This window comes from Citrobacter sp. CFNIH10 (assembly GCF_002934585.1).
GTDB classification, from domain to species: Bacteria; Pseudomonadota; Gammaproteobacteria; order Enterobacterales; family Enterobacteriaceae; genus Citrobacter_A; species Citrobacter_A amalonaticus.
This window is the reverse complement of the sequence record NZ_CP026216.1, coordinates 4,550,666-4,573,639: the sequence shown is the minus strand read 5'-3', so window position 1 is coordinate 4,573,639 and position 22,974 is coordinate 4,550,666. Positions and strand designations below refer to the sequence as shown.

Below are 22,974 nucleotides of genomic sequence, written 5' to 3'. Positions count from 1 at the left end.
GGGGCGTGACTTTAGCGAAATGTCGTCGTCGCGACAACTGGAATATGAAAGCAAAGCACAACGCCTGAATAGCGATTATGCTGAAGGTTTGCAGAAAAAGGAGAGGATGATGTTTACCCTGAACTGGCAACCGCCTTATGACTGGTCATGGATTCTGGGTTTCCTTGCCGCCCGTGCGGTCGACGGGGTAGAAACCGTCGAGGCGTTACGCTACACGCGAAGCCTGGCGATAGGACAACATAAGGGAATCATCGCCGCCGTTCCCGACACCGCGACGAACACGCTTCAGGTAACGCTGAGTGAAGGGCTATTGCCGGTCGCGGATATCTGCCTTGAAAAAATGGAGCGACTGTTTGATTTGCGCTGTAAACCACAGCAGATCAGCCATGCGTTAGGTGAACTGGGCGCGGCGCGTCCGGGACTGCGCCTGCCCGGTTCGGTGGACGCCTTTGAGCAGGGCGTCCGGGCGATTCTGGGCCAACTGGTGAGCGTGGCGATGGCGGCAAAGCTGACGTCGAAGGTTGCACGATGGTATGGCGACGTGTTAGCGGACAGCCCGGAGTACGTCTGTTTCCCTACGCCTGAACAGCTAGCCGCAGCCGATCCGCTGGAACTGAAAGCGTTGGGCATGCCGCTGATGCGCGCCAACGCGCTTATCTATCTGGCGCAGGCCGCCCGGGATGGAATACTGGTAACCCAGCCGCCGGAAGATATTGAACAGGGAATCAAAATGCTACAGGGATTTCCGGGGATTGGTCGCTGGACGGCAAACTATTTTGCCCTGCGCGGCTGGCAGGCGAAGGACGTGTTTTTGCCTGACGACTATCTGATCAAACAACGTTTCCCGGGGATGACTCCCGCGCAGATCCGTCGCTATGCGGAGCGCTGGAAACCCTGGCGCTCCTACGCGTTATTGCACATCTGGTATACCGAGGGATGGCAGCCGTCAGTTGATCGCGAAATAACTGGTGTTGAGTAGCAGATCCAGCGGTTGCGCTTCGGCGATGATATCGCCATAAATCTGGTCGATACCAATACCTGACAGCGTATCCATGACGATCGGCGTTTGCACCGGCCCGGCAATGGTTTTCATCCCCAGGCGCTGGGCGTGGCCCTGGATGATCGACACCAGCATTTCATCCATCATGTTGCCGTGAATGCTGGCGCTCAACTCACTGTCGAGCAGCAGGTAATCCGCCAAACTTTTGGTCATCAGATTGAAGATCTGCAGATCGCGGCCAATCTGGCTCACAATGATGTGACACCCTGCCTGGCGCAATGTCTGAATTGCTTTGGTGCTCTCCTGTGGGTTCAGTAACAGCGCTTCCGCAGGCACAATCAGATGTAGCAGGCGTCCCGGCAGAGTGCTCTGCTCCAGTTGAGCCAGAAGTTCGTCAATCAGCGTTGTGCTGATTAATCCCGCCACCGAAAGCGGCAGGGCGACGCTGAGTCCTTTGCTGGCAACCGCCGGCGCTGCATGATGGAAAAATTCATGGAGCACGCGGCGATCCAGCGCATGGCTGAGCGCCGGATCGGCTAAGCTTGCCCGAAAGGCCTGCTCTTCCATGACTTCTCCTTCACTGGTCCACAGTCGCAGCGAGATCAGCCAGAAATTACGTGCTTCGGGAATGCGTGGTGACGCAACGCCGCGGGCGACCATCAGCAAGTGGTTATCTTTAATCATCCGCCATTGCTCATCCAGCGACATCATCGCGCGCTCGTGATGCGCCTGCTCTTGTTGTGGTTCATACACGGTCACCTGGCCGCGCCCGCCATTTTTAGAGGCATAGCAGGCGATATCTGCCTGCGACATCACCTCAACCGCCTGGCAATTGTTCTCGTCGATGAGCGTGATCCCGGCGCTGGCACCAATGCGATGCAGGCGGCCTTCCCACATAAAGTGGTAATCATTGACGGCGTTAACGATCCGCGTGGCGATAAAGCGCGCGCTTTCAATATTACACTCCGGCAACAGCAGGCCGAACTCATCACCGCCCAGACGCGCCAGCACGTCGCTGGAACGCAACATGCTGAGCATCAGTTGCGCCAGTTCGCGCAGCAGCGCATCGCCCGCCGCGTGACCGGCGCTGTCATTTACCGCTTTAAAACGATCAAGATCGATAAAGACCAGCGCGTGGCGCTGATGCGCACTGCGGACGGTTTGCAGCAGCAGTTTCAGCTTGTTTTCAAAACTAGCCCGATTGGTCAGGTGGGTGAGGGCGTCGTGGGTGGCGCTGTAGCTTAGCTGGCGCAACATCTTACGTGACTCGGTGACATCCTGAATCACCAGCACTGAACCGATATTTCCACCGTCCAGGGTGCTAAGCGGGGTTATGCTGTAGTGAATGTCGTAACTGCCGCCGTTGCGACAATGGAGAACCACATCCTGTTCGATGGCGGAGCGGGACATATCAGCACTGTAGATGTTCTCCATCAGCGGGCCGTTATCGCCAAAGGTGATGCGCAGTACCGTCAACAGCGGTACGCCAATGGCATTCTCCTGCTGCCAACCGCTCATCTTCTCGGCGACCGGGTTCATAAAGGTAACTTTCAGATCAACGTCAATACACACCACCGCTTCCCCGATGGAGTCGAGGGTAATGTGCAAACGCTCTTTTTCCTGAAACAGCGCTTCATTCAACTGCTTCACTTCGGTCATGTCCATATTGATACCGAGCAGTCGTTCGACTTCGCCATCTTTATTTAACACCCGATTCGCCAGCGAGCGGATATGGCGGACGCCGTCTTTCACCGCAATGCGGAATTCCATCTTAAAAGGCAGGCGCGCGGCTAAGGAGTCACGAACCACCTTTTCTGCATACTCGCGGTCTTCCGGGATAACGCAGTCGTACCAGAGCGACCAGGTGGGCTTAACATGAGCGGGAACCTCATACAGTTCGAACATACGCTTATCCCAACTGATGACGTCGGGTTGCAGTTCCCATTCCCAGATCCCAATGCCGCCAGCTTCGTTTGCCAGCGTGATGCGTTCCATCAGCCGTTTGTTAACCCATTCGGTATGTTTGAGATCGTTGATATCTTCAATTTGGGCAATAAAGTAAAGCGGCGTGCCGTCAGAATGGCGGACCAGCGAGACGGTCAGCAGCGCCCAGACGATCTCGCCCGTACGGGTGTAATAGCGTTTCTCCATCGAATAGCTATTAATGTCGCCGCTCACCAGCATGGTGAGTTGCTCCAGATCTTTATGCAGGTCTTCCGGCCAGGTGAGCTGCTGAAAGGTCAGTGCGCGTAACTCATCCTGGTTATAGCCGAGAAACTGGCATAACGCTTTGTTGGCCTGCAGCCATTGCCCTTCTGTACCGACCAGCGCCATACCGATCGCTGAATACTCCATCGCGTTGCGAAAACGTTCTTCGCTTTCCGTAATGTGCTTACGTTCGGCGCGAAAGGCGTACATCACCATGGTCATGATGTTCGCGGGTAAGAGAATCATTAAGAACGGCAGCCACGGCAGGTTGTTCATGACATGTACTTTGGGGGTGACCAACAGTGACGGGTCGGCCGCCATCATCAGCGATACCATCATGACGGTAGCGAGGAAGATGAGAAAGGCTTCCATCCGTGGCAACCGCACGGCGCTCCACATCAGCAATACGATCACTAACGTAAAGGGCCATGGAACATACTTCATGGCGAACCAGCTCAGAACCAGGGTGACGACTAGCGTCAGCAATGTTTCCAGGAGCAGACGCGGGTTGCGGTGGCGCAACAGGTAGTGTGGTTTGAACAATAATCCCAACGGTACCAGCGCCAGCGCGCCGATGGATTCCGACAGCACCCAAATCAGAAACGCTTTCAACGGCGTTTCATTCGGCGACATAATCCACACCAGAATACCGCCCAACAGCGGCGGGATAACCGCACTGCCGAAGGCAAGACGTAGCCAGTCATTGAGATTCTGTAACGGGTTGTACCAGGGTAACAGCTTACGTAACAGCATAGCGCCGACGACGGCTTCAATGATGTTGATCGCGGTGTAGGTAAAATTCAGCGCGCTGGGCGGGAACAAGACCAGCGATGCGCCAATGCTCCCTAACGAACAGGCGAGCGCAATTCCGGGCCACATCCGTCCGGCGTGACGGTAAAAGGCCACCATCATGATCGACGTCGGGAACCAGAGCGGGGCGAGTTGGGTGCCAAACTGGGATAATTCCAGTGAGAAAAGGGTAAAAATAAAAGCCGTCAGCCCTAAACTGACGAAGCGCAGCAGAGGATGCGGCAAGGTAACTAAAACATGTTGGGATGGTTTACTCATTACCCTGTATCCGAGTGGCCGGAACGTCGCGGAACGCCCGGACGCATCGTGATATTCTCTGTTTATGCTAGTACAAACAATTTACAATTTATATCCCGGTTGCTCATTATTTGACATTATATGGCGATTAATTACTGCGAAACCGGGTTAATTCCGCGGGGTGCTCTAAATCTGAACAAATAAATTTGCGACAGGGAAACGTTGGGCGCGAAATACACTCTCTGCTATCTCGACTGGTATCGCACGCCCGAAATCCCTATAATTGCCGCGTTTGACGCCCATGCGGCGTCGTCCTTCCTAACCAGGTTATTCAGGTCGCTAAATTTATGACTGATCAGTCCCATCAGTGCGTCATTATCGGTATTGCTGGCGCATCGGCTTCCGGCAAGAGTCTTATTGCCAGTACCCTTTATCGCGAGTTGCGTGAACAAGTCGGTGACGAACATATCGGCGTTATTCCCGAAGACAGCTATTACAAAGATCAAAGCCATCTGTCGATGGAAGAACGCGTTAAAACTAACTACGACCATCCGAATGCGATGGATCACAGCCTCCTGTTTCAGCACCTGCAGGCCCTCAAACGGGGTTCGGCGATCGAACTACCGGTATACAGCTACGTCGAACACACCCGCATGAAAGAGACGGTTCGTGTTGAGCCAAAGAAAGTCATCATTCTTGAAGGGATTTTGCTGCTGACCGACGCGCGTTTACGCGAAGAGATGAACTTCTCTATTTTTGTCGATACCCCGCTGGATATCTGCCTGATGCGCCGTATCAAGCGTGATGTTAACGAACGCGGTCGTTCAATGGATTCCGTCATGGCGCAGTATCAGAAGACCGTGCGTCCGATGTTCCTGCAATTTATTGAACCGTCTAAACAATACGCCGATATTATCGTGCCGCGCGGTGGGAAAAATCGCATCGCCATTGATATTCTGAAAGCGAAAATCAGTCAGTTCTTTGAATAAGCCCGGCGAATTGTGTACCGTTCAGTGATAACCTGGTTTGCCCTTAATGCACAATGCGTTAAGCGCCCGATGCACGAAAGGAGAAAGTGCCATGCGTCTGTGTGACCGAGATATTGAAGCCTGGCTTGATGAAGGCCGTTTGTCGATCAACCCGCGTCCGCCCGTTGAGCGCATTAATGGCGCAACTGTGGATGTGCGCCTGGGCAATAAATTTCGTACATTTAGTGGACATACCGCTGCCTTTATCGATTTAAGTGGACCGAAGGCAGAAGTGAGCGCTGCGCTGGATCGCGTTATGAGCGATGAGATAGTCCTGGCGGAAGGGGATGCATTTTACCTGCATCCTGGCGAACTGGCGCTGGCAGTGACCTATGAGTCGGTGACCCTGCCGGCGGATCTGGTGGGGTGGCTGGACGGTCGCTCTTCACTGGCGCGCCTGGGTCTGATGGTTCATGTGACCGCGCACCGTATCGATCCGGGCTGGTCTGGCTGTATCGTGCTGGAATTCTATAATTCCGGTAAATTGCCGCTGGCTCTGCGCCCAGGGATGCTGATCGGCGCGTTGAGTTTCGAGCCGCTATCGGGGCCTGCGCTTCGACCTTACAACCGTCGTGAAGATGCGAAGTATCGCGATCAGCAGGGCGCTGTCGCCAGCCGGATTGATAAAGACTGAGTCTACTCCATTGAGGATAGCATGAGACGATTTCTGACGACGCTGATGATTTTGCTGGTCGTGTTGGTGGCCGGCTTCTCCGCGTTAGTATTGTTAGTCAATCCGAATGATTTCCGCGCTTATATGGTGCAACAGGTGGCTGCGCGAAGCGGTTATCAACTGCAACTGGACGGCCCACTGCGCTGGCACGTCTGGCCGCAACTCAGCATCCTCTCCGGGCGTATGGTGTTAACGGCAGAAGGGGCCGCTGAACCCCTGGTTCGTGCGGATAATATGCGTCTGGATGTCGCACTGTGGCCGCTGCTGAGCCATCAGCTCAGTGTCAAACAGGTGATGCTCAAAGGCGCAGTGATTCAGCTAACGCCGCAAACGGAAGCGGTACGCCGTGAAAACGCCCCGGTGGCCCCGAAAGACAACACCTTGCCAGATGTTGCTGAAGATCGCGGTTGGTCGTTTGATGTCGCCAGCCTGCGTGTAGCGGACAGCGTACTGGTCTTTCAGCATGAAGATGATGAACAGGTAACCGTTCGCGATATTCGTTTGCAAATGGAGCAGGATGCACAGCATCGCGGCACCTTCGAATTTTCAGGCCGGGTGAATCGCGACCAGCGCGACCTTACCCTTGCTTTCAACGGTACCGTTGACGCTTCCGACTATCCGCATAACTTCACCGCGGGTATTCAACAGTTAAGCTGGCAGTTACAGGGCGCCGATCTGCCGAAACAGGGCATCCAGGGGCAGGGACAACTGCAGGCGCAGTGGCAGGAAGAGAAGAAAACGCTCACCTTCAGCCAACTCAATGTGACGGCGAACGACAGCGCCCTGACCGGAAACGTGCAGGTGACGCTGAAGGAACAACCGGCATGGCTCGTCAACCTGCAATTTGCCCGCCTGAATCTGGATAACCTGTTAGCGCCGCCCGAAAATGCCAGCAGCGCCAACGGCGCGGTGGCGCAGGGGGGAAGTCAGCCGCCGCTGGCGCGTCCGGTGATTTCAAGTCGTGTGGATGAACCCGCCTATCAGGGGCTGAAAGGCTTTAGTGCCGATATCGCGCTGAAAGCGGATAACGTGACATGGCGTGGGATGAATTTTACCGACGTCAGTAGCCGTATGACGAATCAGTCCGATGTGCTGACGATCGCCGAACTGCAAGGCAAACTCGATGGCGGGATGATATCGCTGCCGGGGACGCTGGATACGCGTGCGCAAACGCCACAAGTGGTATTCCAGCCGCGTCTGGACGACGTCGAAATCGGTACGATCCTCAAGGCATTCAACTATCCGATTGCCCTGACCGGCAAGATGTCGCTGGCGGGAGATTTTTCCGGTGCGGATATCGATGCCCAGTCATTCCGTCACAGCTGGCAGGGGAAAGCCCATGTTGACATGCGCGACACGCGGATGGAGGGCATGAACTTCCAGCAGTTGATTCAGCAGGCCGTGGAACGCAGCGGCGGCGATGTACAGTCGATGCAAAGCGTTGATAACGCGACGCGTCTGGCCCGCTTTGTCACGGACCTGACGCTGGATCACGGTAAACTGACGCTGGATAACATGGCAGGCGAGTCCGCAATGCTGTCCCTGACGGGGCAGGGGACGCTCGACCTGGTCGGGCAAACCTGTGATACGCAGTTTAACGTGCGGGTGCTGGATGGCTGGAAGGGCGAAAGCAAGCTGATCGATTTCCTGAAGGCGACTCCGGTTCCGCTGCGGGTTTACGGTAACTGGCAGGCGCTGAATTACAATCTGCAGGTGGATCAGTTACTGCGTAAGCATATGCAGGATGAAGCGAAGCGTCGTCTGAACGACTGGGCGGAGCGAAATAAAGATTCCCGCAACGGCAAAGATGTGAAGAAGCTGCTGGATAAACTCTGATTCGGTAGGGCGTGTGTACCGGATGGCGACGCTTCGCGTCTTAATCCGGCCTGGAAACGGATAATGGCCATATGCCGGGCGGCACATTCGTCACCCGGCATTGTTTTATATTAAACCTCGTAATCCATCTCATCCTCATTGCGTAAAGGCATAATTTGAACCTTCTGTACGCGATGGCTTTCCACCTGCAACGTTTTGAGCAGGAAATCGCCCACCTGGACTTCTTCTCCCGGCTTCGGCACGCGCTGCAATTCTTCCATCAGCAGACCCGCAATGGTGTGATATTCCCGTTTTTCATCAAGCGGCAGCGGGACATATTGCACCAGATCTTCCAGCGGCATGTGGCCGTTGACGGCCCATGAGCCGTCCGGGTTTTTCTGGATGTCATGGCGGGCATCTATCTCTTCCGCCTCGTTCGGCAGATTACCGGCAATGGTTTCCGTGACGTCACTGAGCGTCACGATCCCTTCCACTGAGCCGAATTCATCGACGACAAAAGCAAAGTGCGTTCGCGCATTGCGGAACTGTTCCAGCGCCGGAAGCAGAGGTAGCGTTTCCGGGAACACCAGCGGCTGACGAATCAATACCCGCAGGTTCAGAGGTTCACCGCGCAGCGACTGCTGCAGCAGGTCAATCACGTGCACCACGCCCAGCAGATCTTCCTCATCGTGACCACCGGTCACCACCAGGCGCGTATGCTGGTTTTTATCCAGCAGCGAGCGAATCTCTTCTTCCGGGGCGGTGAGGTCGATATGCTCGATGTCATGGCGCGAGGTCATAATACTGCTGACCGTGCGCTGATTGAGGTTGAGTACGCGCTCAATCATTCGACGCTCTTGCGGGTTGAAAATCTGGCTGTCGTCATGGTCAACCAGCAGCGAGGCGGTTTCCGCATCCAGTTCGGCTTCTTCTTTCTGGCCGCTCAACAGACGCATTACCGCCTCGGTCGTCCGTTGGCGCAGGGTGTGATTGGCCGACAGGAAACGACGACGGTTAAAGATAGCCAACTGGTTCAACGCTTCGATCATTACCGAGAAGCCAATGGCGGCGTACAGATACCCTTTCGGGATCCGGAAGCCGAAGCCTTCCGCCACCAGACTGAAGCCGATCATCAGCAGGAAGCTGAGACAGAGGATGACAATGGTCGGGTGGCTGTTCACAAAGCGGGTGAGCGACTTACTCGCCAGTAGCATCAGGCTGATGGCAATAATCACCGCCGCCATCATCACCGCCAGGTGATCCACCATACCGACGGCGGTGATCACGGAGTCGAGCGAGAAGATGGCATCCAGCACCACAATTTGCGCCACCACACCCCAGAATTTCGCCCCTTTACGCTGAGTGGGGTTGTTGCTGTCTTTCCCTTCGAGCCGTTCGTTCAGCTCCATTGTGGCTTTAAACAGCAGGAAGAAGCCCCCAAACAACATGATCAAATCGCGGGCGCTAAAGCTCAGACCGTGCACGCTAAACAGCGGTTTGGTCAGCGTGACCAGCCACGAGATTGATGCCAGCAGCAGCAGACGCATCAGCATTGCCAGGATAAGCCCGGTCACGCGCGCACGGTCGCGCTGCGCAGGCGGCAGTTTCTCTGCGAGGATGGCAATAAAGACTAGGTTATCAATGCCGAGGACTAATTCGATCACGACCAGCGTGACCAGTCCGGCCCAGATTGACGGATCGGCGATCCATTCCATAGTAAATGTAATACCTTTCGTTATATGACAATTGTCACAATTCGATCATGGATAAAGCGGACGGAAAATGCAATGGCGAGAGGGGATTTCTCATGTATTCACCTTGCTGATTGCGCTGAAAATAACCATAAAGTTTCTGTCGGGAATAATTAAATATGGCAAAAAGCTATTTAGGAAATATCGCAGGGTGAATAGAGGAAATAGATTCTGTCAACATCAAGTAATTCCTAAAATCTGGCCAATATATCGCTTAATATTAATCTTAAAAACAGAGAATAGCAGGCGTGTTACCTTGCCTGCAATTACGTTAGCTGTAACAATTCTTCCAGCGTTAATGATGGACGAGTAAATATATTACGTGGGGTTCCGGTTCATTAATGGCTGACATTCAGAATGCCTTAACATTTTCTCTGTTACGACAAACAGTGAAATAACAAGGCTTATAAAAACATAACCTAATCAGTGTATTGGTAGCTAAAAAGCCAGGGGCGGTAGCGTGCCTGAACGCCTGATGACGAGTCTGCATTATTCTGTCAATAGCTTACGGATGAATTCAATTTTTTTAGGACTGATGCCAGTTAAATTTCTTTTCAATTAACTGCAATGTAAATGTGTACGGCGAAGTCGCTATTTAAATTGCACAGGATAATTACTCTGCCAAAGTGATAAATAATCAATGATGAAATCCAAAATGAAATTGATGCCATTATTGGTGTCGGTAACCTTGATAAGCGGTTGCACAGTACTTCCGGGCAGCAATATGTCTACGATGGGCAAAGACGTGATTAAACAGCAAGACGCTGACTTTGATCTCGACCGGATGGTGAACGTGTATCCACTCACGCCACGACTGGTAGAACAATTACGCCCGCGCCCGAATGTCGCCCAGCCGAATATGTCGCTGGACCAGGAGCTCGCCAGCTATGAGTACCGTGTCGGGGCAGGGGATGTGCTGAGCGTGACCGTCTGGGATCACCCGGAACTCACTACGCCTGCGGGCCAATACCGTAGCTCCAGCGATACCGGTAACTGGGTTCAGCCCGATGGCACCATGTTTTACCCGTACATCGGCAAGGTCAGCGTGGTCGGAAAAACCCTGGCAGAAATCCGTAGTGATATTACCGGGCGCTTAGCGAAGTACATTGCTGACCCGCAGGTGGACGTTAATATCGCCGCTTTCCGTTCGCAAAAAGCCTACATCTCCGGGCAGGTGAATAAATCCGGGCAGCAGGCGATCACCAACGTGCCGTTGACCGTGCTGGACGCCATTAACGCCGCCGGCGGCCTGACGGAAGTGGCTGACTGGCGCAACGTGGTGCTGACGCACAAAGGTAAAGAACAACGCATTTCACTGCAGGCACTGATGCAAAACGGCGATCTCAGCCAGAACCGTCTGCTTTATCCCGGCGATATTCTCTATGTGCCGCGCAATGACGACCTGAAAGTGTTCGTGATGGGTGAAGTGAAAAAACAGAGCACCCTCAAAATGGACTTCAGCGGCATGACGCTGACCGAAGCGCTGGGTAACGCCGAAGGCATCGATCTGACCACCTCCAACGCCAGCGGCATCTTCGTGATCCGTCCGCTGAAAGGCAAAGGCCCTGGCGGCAAGATTGCCAACATCTATCAGCTCGATATGTCTGATGCGACCTCTCTGGTCATGGCGACGGAATTCCGTCTGCAGCCGTATGACGTGGTATATGTCACCACCGCACCGGTCGCGCGCTGGAACCGTCTGATCAATCAGTTGCTGCCGACCATCAGCGGTGTCCGTTACATGACGGATACGGCCAGCGACCTTCATAACTGGTAATCGTCATGTTTAACAAAATATTAGTGGTTTGCGTGGGGAACATTTGCCGTTCCCCGACGGCAGAGCGTTTGCTTAAACAATATCACCCGCAGATAACGGTGGAATCCGCCGGTCTGGGCGCGCTGGTGGGAAAAGGCGCTGACGCTTCAGCGGTGAGCGTGGCGGCAAGTCATGATCTTTCTCTGGAAGGACACTGCGCGCGTCAGGTCACCGGGCGGTTGTGCCGGGACTATGACCTGATCCTGGCGATGGAAAAAAGACATATCGCCTCTCTGCACGAACTGGCGCCCGAGATGCGTGGCAAGGTCATGCTTTTCGGGCACTGGGACGATGAACGCGAAATTCCCGACCCGTATCGTAAAAGCCGTGAGGCGTTTGAAGCGGTGTACGCCTTACTTGAACGGTCTGCTCGCCAGTGGGCGCAGGCATTGAACGCAGAGCAGGTAAAATAATGACAGAAAAAGTAAAACAGTCTGCCGCACCGGTAACGGGCAATGATGAGATCGATATCGGTCGTCTGGTGGGAACCGTTATTGAAGCGCGCTGGTGGGTGCTGGGCATTACGGCGGTCTTTGCGCTATGCGCGGTGATTTACACACTCTTCGCCACGCCTATCTACAGTGCGGATGCGCTGGTACAGATTGAACAAAACACCGGCAACTCGCTGGTGCAGGATATCGGCTCTGCGTTATCCAACAAGCCGCCGGCTTCGGAAGCGGAAATTCAGCTCATCCAGTCGCGTCTGGTATTAGGCAAAACGGTGGACGATCTGGATCTGGATATTTCGGTCACCAAAAACACCTTCCCGCTGTTCGGCGCGGGCTGGGAACGGCTGATGGGGCGACAGAATGAATCGGCAAAAGTCACCACCTTTACCCTGCCGAAAGGGATGAACGAGCAGACCTTCACTCTGACGGTGCTAAGTGACAAAGACTACCAACTGACCAGCGACGGCGGCTTCAGCGCGCGCGGACAGGTCGGGCGGACGCTGAGCAAAGACGGCGTCACGATAGTAGTCAGTGAAATTCATGCTCGACCGGACACGGAATTTACTGTCACCAAATTCTCCACGCTGGGGATGATCAATAACCTGCAAAACAACCTGACGGTAGTCGAAAACGGCAAAGATACCGGCGTGCTCAGCCTGAGCTTTACTGGCGAAGACCGCGATCAGATCCGCGACATTCTCAACAGCATTACCCGAAATTATCTGGAACAGAACGTTGAGCGCAAATCTGCCGAGGCGGCGAAAAGCCTGGCCTTCCTGGCGAAACAGCTGCCGGAAGTGCGCCAGCATCTGGACGTGGCAGAGAATAAACTCAATGCGTTTCGTCAGGATAAAGACTCCGTCGATTTGCCGCTGGAAGCGAAAGCCGTGCTGGACTCAATGGTTAACATTGATGCGCAGCTTAACGAACTGACCTTTAAAGAAGCGGAAATATCGAAACTCTTCACCAAAGCGCACCCGGCGTACCGCACGCTGCTGGAAAAACGTCAGGCGCTGGAAGATGAAAAAGCCAAACTGAACGGGCGCGTGACGGCGATGCCGAAAACGCAGCAGGAGATTGTGCGCCTGACGCGTGACGTTGAGTCGGGTCAGCAGGTCTATATGCAATTGCTGAACAAACAGCAGGAGCTGAAGATCACCGAGGCCAGCACCGTGGGTGACGTGCGGATCGTTGACCCGGCCATTGCCCAGCCTGGCGTGCTGAAGCCGAAGAAAGCGCTGATCATTCTCGGCAGCATCATTCTGGGCCTGATGCTCTCTATCGTTGGCGTGCTGCTGCGTTCACTGCTCAACCGCGGTATCGAAAGCCCGCAGGTGCTGGAAGAGAATGGCATCAGCGTATACGCCAGCATTCCGCTGTCGGAATGGCAGAAAGCGCGGGATAGCGTCAAGACCATTAAGGGTGTTAAGCGTTACAAGCAGAGCCAACTGCTGGCAGTGGGTAACCCGACCGATCTGGCGATTGAAGCCGTGCGCAGCCTGCGCACCAGCCTCCACTTCGCCATGATGCAGGCACAAAACAATGTCCTGATGCTCACCGGGGTTAGCCCGTCTATCGGGAAGACCTTTGTCTGCGCCAACCTTGCGGCGGTGATCAGCCAGACCAACAAGCGTGTACTGCTGATCGACTGCGATATGCGTAAAGGCTATACCCACGAACTGCTCGGCACCAATAACGTCAACGGTCTGTCCGAGATTCTGGTCGGCAAAGGGGATATCGCCTCCTGCGCGAAACCGACGTCCATTCCTAATTTTGACCTTGTACCGCGCGGTCAGGTACCGCCAAACCCGTCTGAGCTGCTGATGAGCGAACGCTTTGCTGAACTGCTGCGTTGGGCGAGTAGCCACTATGACCTGGTGCTGATCGATACGCCGCCAATCCTGGCCGTCACCGACGCCGCGATTGTCGGACGTCACGCAGGCACGACGTTGATGGTCGCTCGCTATGCCGTCAATACCCTGAAAGAGGTGGAAACCAGCCTGAGCCGTTTTGAGCAAAACGGCATTCAGGTGAAAGGGGTGATCCTCAACTCCATCTTCCGGCGCGCCACCGGGTATCAGGATTACGGGTACTACGAGTACGAATACAAGTCCGACACAAAATAAAAAATCGTGAGTGGCCTACACGTTGGGCCCTCCGGCATCACTTCCTGGGAAAAGAGCATGAATACAGAAAATCCGCTGATCTCCATTTATATGCCAACCTGGAACCGGCAGCAGCTCGCCATTCGGGCAATTAAATCGGTGCTGCGTCAGGACTATCCCCACTGGGAGATGATCATTGTTGATGATTGCTCTTCCTCTTATGAACAGCTACAGCAGTTTGTTGAGGGATTAAACGACCCGCGCGTACGTTACACCCATAATGAGATCAACTCTGGCGCCTGCGCGGTGCGTAATCAGGCCATCGTCCAGGCGCAAGGGCATTACATCACCGGTATTGATGATGATGATGAGTGGACGCCAAACCGTTTGAGCGTGTTCCTTGCCCATAAACATCAACTGGTGACTCACGCTTTTTTGTACGCCAACGATTATGTCTGCGAAGGCGAAGTTTACTCGCAGCCGGCGAGCCTGCCGCTGTATCCGAAATCCCCTTACTCGCGCCACCTGTTCTATAAACGCAACATCATTGGCAATCAGGTCTTTACCTGGGCGTGGCGGTTTAAAGAGTGCCTGTTCGATACCGAACTGAAAGCCGCGCAGGATTACGACATCTTTCTGCGGATGGTGGTGGAGTATGGCGAACCGTGGAAGGTGGAGGAGGCGACGCAGATCCTGCACGTTAATCATGGCGAAATGCAGATCACCTCGTCGCCGAAGAAATTCTCTGGCTACTTCCATTTTTACCGCAAGCACAAAGATAAATTTGACCGCGCCAGTAAGAAATATCAGCTGTTTACGCTCTACCAGATCCGCAATAAGCGCATGACCTGGCGCACGTTGCTGACGCTGTTTTCACTGCGCAACGGCAAGCGTCTGGCTGACGGGCTGCGAGGACGTTAAGCATGCTGGAAGATATTCGCGCGAACAGCTGGAGCGTACGCCCGTGCTGCATGGTGCTGGCCTACCGGGTTGCTCATTTCTGCTCCGTCTGGCGCAAAAAAAACGTGCTGAACAATCTGTGGGCCGCGCCGGTGCTGGTGCTGTATCGGCTGATAACCGAATGCCTGTTCGGCTATGAAATCCAGGCGGCGGCCACCATCGGACGGCGCTTCACCATTCATCATGGTTACGCCGTGGTGATTAACAAAAACGTGGTGGCCGGTGACGATTTCACGGTTCGTCATGGCGTCACTATCGGCAATCGTGGTGCTGACCGCCAGGCCTGTCCGGTGATAGGCAACGGCGTGGAACTGGGTGCCAACGTGATCGTGCTGGGTGACATCCGCATCGGAAATAACGTGACGATTGGCGCAGGCAGCGTGGTGCTCGACAGCATCCCGGACAATGCGCTGGTGGTGGGCGAGAAGGCCCGGGTGAAGGTAATTAAATGAATATTGTGCAATTTAATGTGCGACTGGCGGAAGGTGGTGCGGCTGGAGTGGCATTAGATCTGCATCAGCGCGCACTGCAAAAAGGGCTGACTTCGCAATTTATTTACGGCTACGGCAAGGGCGGGAAAAAGAGCGTCAGCCATAGCCACTATCCTCATGTCATCAAACAGACGCCGCGTCTGACGTCAGTGGCTAACATCGCCCTGTTTCGCCTGTTCAATCGCGATCTGTTTGGCAATCTGAACAATCTCTATCGTACCGTGACCCGCACGTCAGGCCCGCTGGTGCTGCATTTTCACGTTCTGCACAGCTACTGGTTGAATCTGGCTGACGTGGTAGCGTTCTGCGAAAAGGTGAAAAACCACAAGCCGGACGTCACGCTGGTCTGGACACTGCACGATCACTGGAGTGTGACCGGGCGCTGCGCCTTTACCGACGGCTGCGAGGGGTGGAAAACCGGCTGCCAGAAATGCCCGACGCTGAGTAATTATCCGCCGGTGAAAGTTGACCGCGCGCATAACCTGGTCGATGGAAAACGCCAACTGTTCCGCCAGATGCTGGCGCTGGGTTGCCAGTTTATCTCTCCAAGCCAACACGTTGCCGATGCGTTTAACAGCCTGTACGGCGCGGGGCGCTGCCGCATTATCAATAATGGGATTGATGTGGCGACCGAAGCGATTCTGGCAGAATTGTCTCCGGTCAATGAGACCCCGGGGAAACCGAAAATTGCGATTGTGGCTCATGACCTGCGCTATGACGGAAAAACCAATCAGCGTCTGGTGCGCGACATGATAGCGCTGGGCGATAAGGTTGAACTGCATACCTTTGGCAAATTCTCGCCGTTTGACGGGGCAAACGTGGTGAATCACGGCTTCGAAACCGACAAACGCAAACTGATGAGCGCGCTCAACCAGATGGACGCGCTGGTGTTCAGCTCCCGCGTGGACAACTATCCGCTGATTTTATGTGAAGCGTTGTCAATCGGCGTGCCGGTGATCGCCACCCACAGCGACGCGGCGCAGGAAGTGCTGCGCAAGGCGGGCGGAAAAACGTTTGCCGCTGAAGAGGTGCTGTCACTGGTGCAGATGAACAAAACTGACATCGCGCAGACGGTTTTTGGTACCTCGCTCAGCGCCTTCCGCGAGCGCAGTCGTGCGGCGTACAGTGGTCAACAGATGCTGGAGGAATATGTCTCGTTCTATCAGAATCTGTAGCTATCTGCTGCTGCCGCTGATCTACCTGCTGGTCAACGTCAAAATTGCCCAACTGGGCGAAAGTTTCCCCATCACTATTGTCACTTTTTTACCCGTTTTATTGCTGCTGTACGTTGAACGAATCAGCATTAAGAAGCTGATGATTGCATTAGGGATTGGTGCAGGGCTGACGGCGTTTAACTATCTGTTCGGTCAGTCACTGGACGCCAGCAAATACGTCACCTCGACGATGCTGTTTGTCTATATCGTGATCATTATCGGTATGGTCTGGAGCATTCGCTTCAAAACCATCTCGCCGCATAACTACCGTAAGATCCTGCGCTTTTTCTATCTGGTAGTGGCGTTGGTGGTGGTGCTGGCGGCGGCGGAAATGGCGCAAATTATCCTGACCGGCGGCAGTAGCCTGATGGAAAGCATTTCGAAGTACCTTATTTACAGCAATAGCTATGTGTTGAATTTTATTAAATTTGGCGGCAAGCGAACCACCGCGCTCTATTTCGAACCGGCATTTTTTGCTCTGGCCTTAATCTCAATTTGGCTCAGCATCAAACAGTTTGGTATCAAAACGCCTAAAACCGATGCTATGATTCTGGCAGGGATAATATTATCAGGATCGTTTTCAGGAGTAATGACATTTATCCTGTTTTACCTGCTGGAATGGGCGTTTCAGTATCTGAATAAGGATGCGATAAAGAAAAAACTGCCGCTGGCGATAATCTCATTAGCCGTGTTTTTAGTAGGGGTGATATTTGCATTTCCTTATATCTCCACACGTCTTGGAGATTTAGGAACGGAAGGGTCGTCTTCTTATTATCGTATTGTCGGCCCGTTAGTGATGGTCGGTTATTCTTTAACCCATATCGATGGCGTCGTCAGATTTGGCTCACTTTATGAATATGTCGCATCATTCGGAATCTTTAACGGTGCAGATGTCGGGAAAACAATAGACAATGGTTTGTATCTGCTGATTATTTATTTTTCCTGGTTCGCGGTGTTAATGACGCTGTGGTACATGTGGAAAATCTTAAAAATGACGTTAAATGCATTTGGCGATAATCGGAATTTTCGGGTGCAACTTTATCTTTTTACACCGGTGTCACTGTTTTTTACCGGTTCGATATTTAGCCCGGAATATGCATTTTTAATCGTTTGTCCGTTTATTTTGCGCAAGGCGCTGAATATGACAAAAGTATGATGAGGTTAATTCTATGCTGCTCAGTATTATCACCGTCGCGTTTCGCAATCTGGACGGCATCGTCAAAACCCATGCGTCGCTGGCGCATCTGGCGAAGGCGACCGACATCCGCTTTGAGTGGATCGTGGTGGACGGCGGTTCAAATGACGGTACGCAAGAATTTCTGGAAAACCTCTGCGGTAACTACCACTTACGTTTTGTCAGCGAACCGGATAACGGCATCTATGATGCGATGAACAAGGGCATTGAAATGGCGCGCGGCAAGTTCGCGCTGTTCCTTAACTCCGGCGATATCTTTCATCCGGATGTCGCCCACGTTGTACGTCAGTTACAGACACAAAAAGATGACGTGATGATTACCGGTGATGCGCTGCTCGATTTTGGCGATGGTCATAAAACGAAGCGTAGCGCGAAACCCGGTTGGTATATCTATCACAGCCTGCCGGCCAGCCATCAGGCGATCTTTTTCCCGCTGGCGGGACTAAAAGTCTGGCACTACGACCTGCAATATAAAGTGTCATCGGATTATGCGCTGGCCGCCAGATTGTATAAAGAAGGTTATGACTTTAAAAAACTGGACGGTCTGGTCTCTGAATTTTCAATGGGCGGTGTGTCAACGACGAATAATCTGGAATTATGCGAAGACGCCAAAAAAGTGCAGCGTCAGATATTACGCGTGCCGGGTTTTTGGGCTGAATTATCGAAGCTATTACGCTTACGTACGACAGGTAAAACGAAAGCCTTATATAACAAAGCCTGAAATATAAGGATTAATGATGCAGGATTTACGTGGTTTCTCCGTACCGAAAGGATTTCGCGGCGGAAATGTAATTAAAGTGCAATTGTGGTGGGCCGTACAGGCAACATTATTTTCCTGGTCACCGCAGGTGTTATATCGCTGGCGCGCTTTTTTGCTCCGTCTGTTTGGCGCGAAAATAGGAAAAAACGTAGTCATTCGACCGTCGGTGAAAATTACCTATCCGTGGAAATTAACCATTGGTGATTATGCCTGGGTAGGGGATGACGTCAATTTATATACGCTCGGCGATATTACGATTGGTGCCCATGCGGTGGTTTCGCAGAAAAGCTATTTGTGTACCGGCAGTCACGATCATACCAGCGCGCATTTTGATATTAACGCCACCCCGATTGTGATTGGCGATAAATGCTGGCTGGCAACGGATGTGTTTGTGGCGCCAGGCGTAACGATAGGCGATGGCACTGTCGTCGGTGCGCGCAGCAGTGTTTTTAAATCGCTACCGGCAAATATGATTTGCCGTGGCAATCCCGCAGTTGTGATACGCGAACGCGTTGAAAAGTAATCAGTTTCCCCGTCATGTTTCGGGCTGTAGCAGTGTTGGCTTTCCTTGATTATCCGGTCACTTACTTCTGTAAGCTCCTGGATAAGCGGCGTCACCGCCTTGCTATAACCCGAACGATTTAGGGGATAATTAAGAGGTAATAAAATGTCTAAAGTCGCTCTCATTACCGGCGTTACCGGGCAGGATGGTTCTTACCTGGCAGAACTTCTGCTGGAAAAAGGTTATGAGGTTCACGGTATTAAGCGTCGTGCGTCTTCATTTAACACCGAGCGCGTGGATCACATCTATCAGGATCCCCATGCGAGCAACCCGAAATTCCATCTGCACTACGGTGACCTGACGGACTCCTCCAACCTGACGCGTATTCTGCAGGAAGTGCAGCCGGATGAAGTCTACAACCTGGGTGCGATGAGCCACGTTGCGGTTTCCTTCGAATCGCCGGAATACACCGCCGATGTGGATGCGATGGGAACGCTGCGTCTGCTGGAAGCCATCCGCTTCCTCGGTCTGGAAAAGAAAACCCGTTTCTATCAGGCATCGACCTCTGAGCTGTACGGTCTGGTGCAGGAAATCCCGCAAAAAGAGACCACGCCATTCTACCCGCGCTCGCCGTATGCGGTCGCCAAACTTTACGCCTACTGGATCACCGTCAACTACCGTGAATCCTATGGTATCTACGCCTGTAACGGCATCCTGTTTAACCATGAATCGCCGCGTCGTGGCGAAACCTTCGTCACCCGTAAAATCACCCGCGCGATTGCTAACATCGCTCAGGGGCTGGAGTCCTGCCTGTATCTCGGCAACATGGATTCCCTGCGTGACTGGGGCCATGCGAAAGACTACGTCAAAATGCAGTGGATGATGCTGCAACAGGAACAGCCGGAAGACTTCGTGATCGCGACCGGCGTGCAGTACTCCGTGCGTCAGTTCGTCGAAATGGCGGCGGCCCAGCTGGGGATCAAACTGCGCTTTGAAGGCGAAGGCGTGGAAGAGAAAGGGATTGTGGTTTCTGTCACCGGTCATGACGCGCCAGGCGTGAAACCGGGTGATGTGATTGTGGCCGTTGATCCGCGCTACTTCCGTCCGGCAGAAGTGGAAACTCTGCTGGGTGACCCGAGCAAAGCGCATGAGAAGCTGGGCTGGAAACCGGAAATTACGTTGCAGGAAATGGTCTCCGAGATGGTCGCTAAAGATCTGGAAGCGGCGAAGAAACACTCCCTGCTGAAATCTCATGGCTACGAGGTTGCCATCGCGCTGGAGTCCTGAGAATGAGCAAACAACGTATTTTTATCGCTGGTCATCGCGGAATGGTGGGTTCCGCGATTGCCCGCCAGCTTGCGCAGCGTGGTGATGTGGAGCTGGTGCTGCGCACCCGCGATGAGCTGAACCTGCTGGACAGCAAGGCAGTGCTGGATTTCTTTGCCACTGAGCGTATCGATCAGGTTTATCTGGCGGCGGCGAAGGTGGGCGGTATTGTTGCCAATAACACGTATCCGGCCGATTTCATCTTTGAAAATATGATGATGGAAAGCAACATTATTCACGCCGCGCATCTGCATAACGTGAATAAGCTGCTGTTCCTCGGTTCGTCCTGTATCTATCCCAAACTGGCAAAACAGCCGATGGCGGAGAGTGAACTGTTGCAGGGCACGCTGGAACCAACCAACGAGCCGTATGCCATTGCCAAGATTGCCGGTATCAAACTGTGCGAGTCATACAACCGCCAGTACGGGCGCGACTATCGTTCCGTGATGCCGACCAATCTGTATGGTCCACATGACAACTTCCATCCGAGCAATTCGCACGTGATCCCGGCGTTGCTGCGTCGTTTCCACGAAGCGACCATGCAGAATGCGGCGGACGTGGTGGTGTGGGGCAGCGGGACGCCGATGCGTGAGTTTCTGCACGTCGATGATATGGCCGCCGCCAGCATCCACGTGATGGAACTGGACAGCGAAGTCTGGCAGGAGAACACCCAGCCGATGCTGTCGCACATTAACGTCGGTACGGGCGTGGATTGCACCATTCGCGAACTGGCGCAGACCATCGCTCAGGTTGTGGGCTACAAGGGCCGCGTGGTGTTTGACGCGACGAAGCCGGACGGTACGCCGCGAAAACTGCTGGATGTGACCCGTTTGCATCAGCTGGGCTGGTATCACGAGATCTCACTGGAAGCGGGCCTTGCCAGCACATATCAGTGGTTCCTTGAGAATCAGCATCGGTTCCGGGGGTAAACATGTTTTTACGTCAGGAAGATTTTGCCACCGTCGTGCGTTCCACGCCGCTTGTCTCCCTCGATTTGATCGTGGAAAACGCGCAGGGGGAATTTCTGCTGGGTAAACGACTGAACCGACCGGCGCAGGGCTTCTGGTTCGTGCCCGGTGGCCGGGTGCAAAAAGATGAGCCGCTGAGTGCGGCCTTCGAACGCCTGACCGAAGCCGAACTGGGGCTACGTTTGCCGCTGTCTGCCGGGGAGTTTTATGGCGTCTGGCAGCATTTCTATGACGACAACTTTTCCGGTGAAGACTTCTCAACGCATTACATCGTGCTCGGTTTCCGTCTGCGGGTGCAGGCGCATGATGTGCCTCTGCCTGACGCGCAGCACGGCGCTTACTGCTGGCTGACGCCCGCGGCGTTGCTGGCTAGCGACAACGTCCATGACAACAGTCGGGCGTATTTTTTGCCGGAATGTCAGGCTAAGGCGCTGGGATTATGAGGATCCTTGTGTATGGCATCAACTACTCACCGGAATTAACCGGCATCGGTAAATACACCGGTGAAATGGTGGAGTGGATGGCGCGCGAAGGCCATGACGTGCGGGTTATCACCGCGCCGCCGTATTACCCGCAGTGGAAAGTGGGCGAGCGCTATTCAGCCTGGCGCTATCGCCGGGAAGAGGGGGATGCCACTGTCTGGCGCTGCCCACTGTATGTGCCAAAGCAGCCGTCAACACTGAAACGATTACTGCATCTGGGCAGCTTCGCCCTCAGCAGCTTTTTCCCGCTGATGGCGCAGCGTCGCTGGAAGCCGGATCGCATTATTGGCGTGGTGCCCACGCTGTTTTGTACGCCGGGAATGCGGCTGCTGGCGAAACTCTCAGGCGCCCGCACGCTGCTGCACATTCAGGATTATGAAGTCGATGCGATGCTGGGGCTCGGTCTGGCAGGCAACGGTAAAACCGGCAAAGTGGCACAGCTGGCGACCGCTTTCGAGCGTAGCGGTCTGCATAACGTCGACAATGTCTCCACCATCTCCCGCTCAATGATGAATAAAGCCCAGGCGAAAGGGGTGGCGGCAGAGAAAGTGATCTTCTTCCCTAACTGGTCAGAAGTCGCCCGTTTTCAGAATGTTAACGATGACGAGGTTATCAGCCTCCGCCAACAGCTTGGTTTGCCGGATGACAAAAAAATCATTCTTTACTCCGGCAATATCGGCGAGAAGCAAGGGCTGGAAAACGTTATTGCGGCGGCGGAACAACTGCGTGAGCAGCCGCTGGTTTTCGCTATCGTCGGGCAGGGCGGCGGCAAAGCGCGTCTGGAGAAAATGGCCCGCGAGCGCGGTCTGCGCAACGTTCTGTTTTTCCCGTTGCAGCCTTACGAGGCGCTACCTGCGCTATTGAAGATGGGCGATTGCCACCTGGTGGTGCAAAAACGCGGGGCGGCGGATGCCGTTCTGCCCTCCAAGCTGACCAATATTCTGGCGGTGGGCGGCAATGCGGTGATTACCGCAGAACCGGAGACGGAACTCGGCCAGCTTTGCGACCGCTATGCAGGCATTGCAGTGTGCGTTGAGCCGGAATCGGTCGATGCGCTGGTGGCAGGGATAACGATGGCGCTCACCATGCCAAAAAACAACACGGTGGCACGTGAATATGCCGAACGCACGCTCGATAAAGAGAATGTGCTACGTCAATTTATGAATGATATTCGGGATTAAATT

The 22,974-nt window shown here is 53.9% G+C and carries 19 protein-coding genes; 17 read left to right on the top strand and 2 right to left on the bottom strand.

Going from position 1 to position 22,974, the window contains the following annotated elements; genetic code table 11:
* The first annotated feature begins 109 nt into the window (after window positions 1-109).
* Window positions 110-979 carry a DNA-3-methyladenine glycosylase 2 gene (gene alkA / locus C2U53_RS26395; protein ID WP_043001888.1) on the top strand — a complete coding sequence of 290 codons (870 nt, stop codon included), beginning with the start codon at window positions 110-112 and terminating at the stop codon, window positions 977-979.
* On the opposite strand, the gene C2U53_RS26390 is transcribed toward alkA, so the two are convergent.
* Window positions 947-4,276, bottom strand: coding sequence for a diguanylate cyclase (locus tag C2U53_RS26390; RefSeq protein WP_054176021.1), 3,330 nt, complete (start codon window positions 4,274-4,276; stop codon window positions 947-949). The genes alkA and C2U53_RS26390 overlap by 33 nt on opposite strands.
* Before the next feature lie 326 nt (window positions 4,277-4,602).
* On the opposite strand from C2U53_RS26390, the gene udk reads away from it, so the two are divergent.
* The 3 genes from udk to asmA all read left to right on the top strand — a co-directional run bounded on the left by udk (window position 4,603) and on the right by asmA (window position 7,792).
* Window positions 4,603-5,244, top strand: a complete 642-nt coding sequence (gene udk / locus C2U53_RS26385) for a uridine kinase (RefSeq protein WP_042318055.1) — start codon at window positions 4,603-4,605, stop codon at window positions 5,242-5,244.
* A gap of 91 nt (window positions 5,245-5,335) precedes the next feature.
* Window positions 5,336-5,917, top strand: coding sequence for a dCTP deaminase (dcd, locus tag C2U53_RS26380; protein ID WP_043000174.1), 582 nt, complete (start codon window positions 5,336-5,338; stop codon window positions 5,915-5,917).
* Between the two features lie 21 nt (window positions 5,918-5,938).
* Entirely contained in the window at window positions 5,939-7,792 is a 1,854-nt protein-coding gene (gene asmA / locus C2U53_RS26375; RefSeq protein WP_054176022.1) for an outer membrane assembly protein AsmA, read from the top strand.
* A gap of 110 nt (window positions 7,793-7,902) precedes the next feature.
* On the opposite strand, the gene C2U53_RS26370 is transcribed toward asmA, so the two are convergent.
* The gene (locus C2U53_RS26370) at window positions 7,903-9,486 is read right to left on the bottom strand and encodes a TerC family protein (RefSeq protein WP_104446702.1); all 1,584 of its coding nucleotides are present in this window, start codon (window positions 9,484-9,486) and stop codon (window positions 7,903-7,905) included.
* Between the two features lie 676 nt (window positions 9,487-10,162).
* Here C2U53_RS26370 and C2U53_RS26355 point away from each other — a divergent pair.
* The 13 genes from C2U53_RS26355 to wcaI all read left to right on the top strand — a co-directional run bounded on the left by C2U53_RS26355 (window position 10,163) and on the right by wcaI (window position 22,971).
* Window positions 10,163-11,299 carry a polysaccharide export protein gene (locus C2U53_RS26355; RefSeq protein WP_043000178.1) on the top strand — a complete coding sequence of 379 codons (1,137 nt, stop codon included), beginning with the start codon at window positions 10,163-10,165 and terminating at the stop codon, window positions 11,297-11,299.
* 5 nt (window positions 11,300-11,304) lie between these two features.
* The gene (gene wzb, locus C2U53_RS26350) at window positions 11,305-11,751 is read left to right on the top strand and encodes a low molecular weight protein-tyrosine-phosphatase Wzb (protein WP_043000179.1); all 447 of its coding nucleotides are present in this window, start codon (window positions 11,305-11,307) and stop codon (window positions 11,749-11,751) included.
* Window positions 11,751-13,913, top strand: a complete 2,163-nt coding sequence (gene wzc / locus C2U53_RS26345; protein ID WP_104446701.1) for a tyrosine-protein kinase Wzc — start codon at window positions 11,751-11,753, stop codon at window positions 13,911-13,913. Before wzb ends, wzc begins: the two co-directional genes overlap by 1 nt.
* 57 nt (window positions 13,914-13,970) lie before the next feature.
* Window positions 13,971-14,813: a colanic acid biosynthesis glycosyltransferase WcaA gene (wcaA, locus tag C2U53_RS26340; protein WP_044258698.1), complete on the top strand. Its 843-nt coding sequence runs from the start codon at window positions 13,971-13,973 to the stop codon at window positions 14,811-14,813.
* A gap of 2 nt (window positions 14,814-14,815) precedes the next feature.
* Window positions 14,816-15,304, top strand: coding sequence for a colanic acid biosynthesis acetyltransferase WcaB (wcaB, locus tag C2U53_RS26335; protein WP_104446700.1), 489 nt, complete (start codon window positions 14,816-14,818; stop codon window positions 15,302-15,304).
* Window positions 15,301-16,518 (top strand): colanic acid biosynthesis glycosyltransferase WcaC, encoded by a 1,218-nt coding sequence (gene wcaC, locus C2U53_RS26330; protein WP_104446699.1) that lies wholly within the window; start codon window positions 15,301-15,303, stop codon window positions 16,516-16,518. Before wcaB ends, wcaC begins: the two co-directional genes overlap by 4 nt.
* Window positions 16,493-17,713, top strand: a complete 1,221-nt coding sequence (gene wcaD, locus C2U53_RS26325) for a colanic acid polymerase WcaD (RefSeq protein ID WP_043000184.1) — start codon at window positions 16,493-16,495, stop codon at window positions 17,711-17,713. The genes wcaC and wcaD overlap by 26 nt, the downstream gene beginning before the upstream one ends.
* Before the next feature lie 13 nt (window positions 17,714-17,726).
* Window positions 17,727-18,473 carry a colanic acid biosynthesis glycosyltransferase WcaE gene (wcaE, locus tag C2U53_RS26320; protein ID WP_043000185.1) on the top strand — a complete coding sequence of 249 codons (747 nt, stop codon included), beginning with the start codon at window positions 17,727-17,729 and terminating at the stop codon, window positions 18,471-18,473.
* Window positions 18,474-18,489: 16 nt separating this feature from the next.
* On the top strand, window positions 18,490-19,035 hold the full coding sequence (gene wcaF, locus C2U53_RS26315; RefSeq protein ID WP_043000186.1) for a colanic acid biosynthesis acetyltransferase WcaF: 546 nt from the start codon (window positions 18,490-18,492) through the stop codon (window positions 19,033-19,035).
* Window positions 19,036-19,179: 144 nt separating this feature from the next.
* Window positions 19,180-20,301: a GDP-mannose 4,6-dehydratase gene (gene gmd, locus C2U53_RS26310; protein WP_043000187.1), complete on the top strand. Its 1,122-nt coding sequence runs from the start codon at window positions 19,180-19,182 to the stop codon at window positions 20,299-20,301.
* Between the two features lie 2 nt (window positions 20,302-20,303).
* Window positions 20,304-21,269 (top strand): GDP-L-fucose synthase, encoded by a 966-nt coding sequence (locus tag C2U53_RS26305; RefSeq protein ID WP_043000188.1) that lies wholly within the window; start codon window positions 20,304-20,306, stop codon window positions 21,267-21,269.
* Between the two features lie 2 nt (window positions 21,270-21,271).
* Entirely contained in the window at window positions 21,272-21,751 is a 480-nt protein-coding gene (locus tag C2U53_RS26300; RefSeq protein WP_044258703.1) for a GDP-mannose mannosyl hydrolase, read from the top strand.
* Window positions 21,748-22,971: a colanic acid biosynthesis fucosyltransferase WcaI gene (gene wcaI, locus C2U53_RS26295; RefSeq protein ID WP_043000190.1), complete on the top strand. Its 1,224-nt coding sequence runs from the start codon at window positions 21,748-21,750 to the stop codon at window positions 22,969-22,971. Before C2U53_RS26300 ends, wcaI begins: the two co-directional genes overlap by 4 nt.
* The last annotated feature ends 3 nt before the right edge of the window (window positions 22,972-22,974 follow it).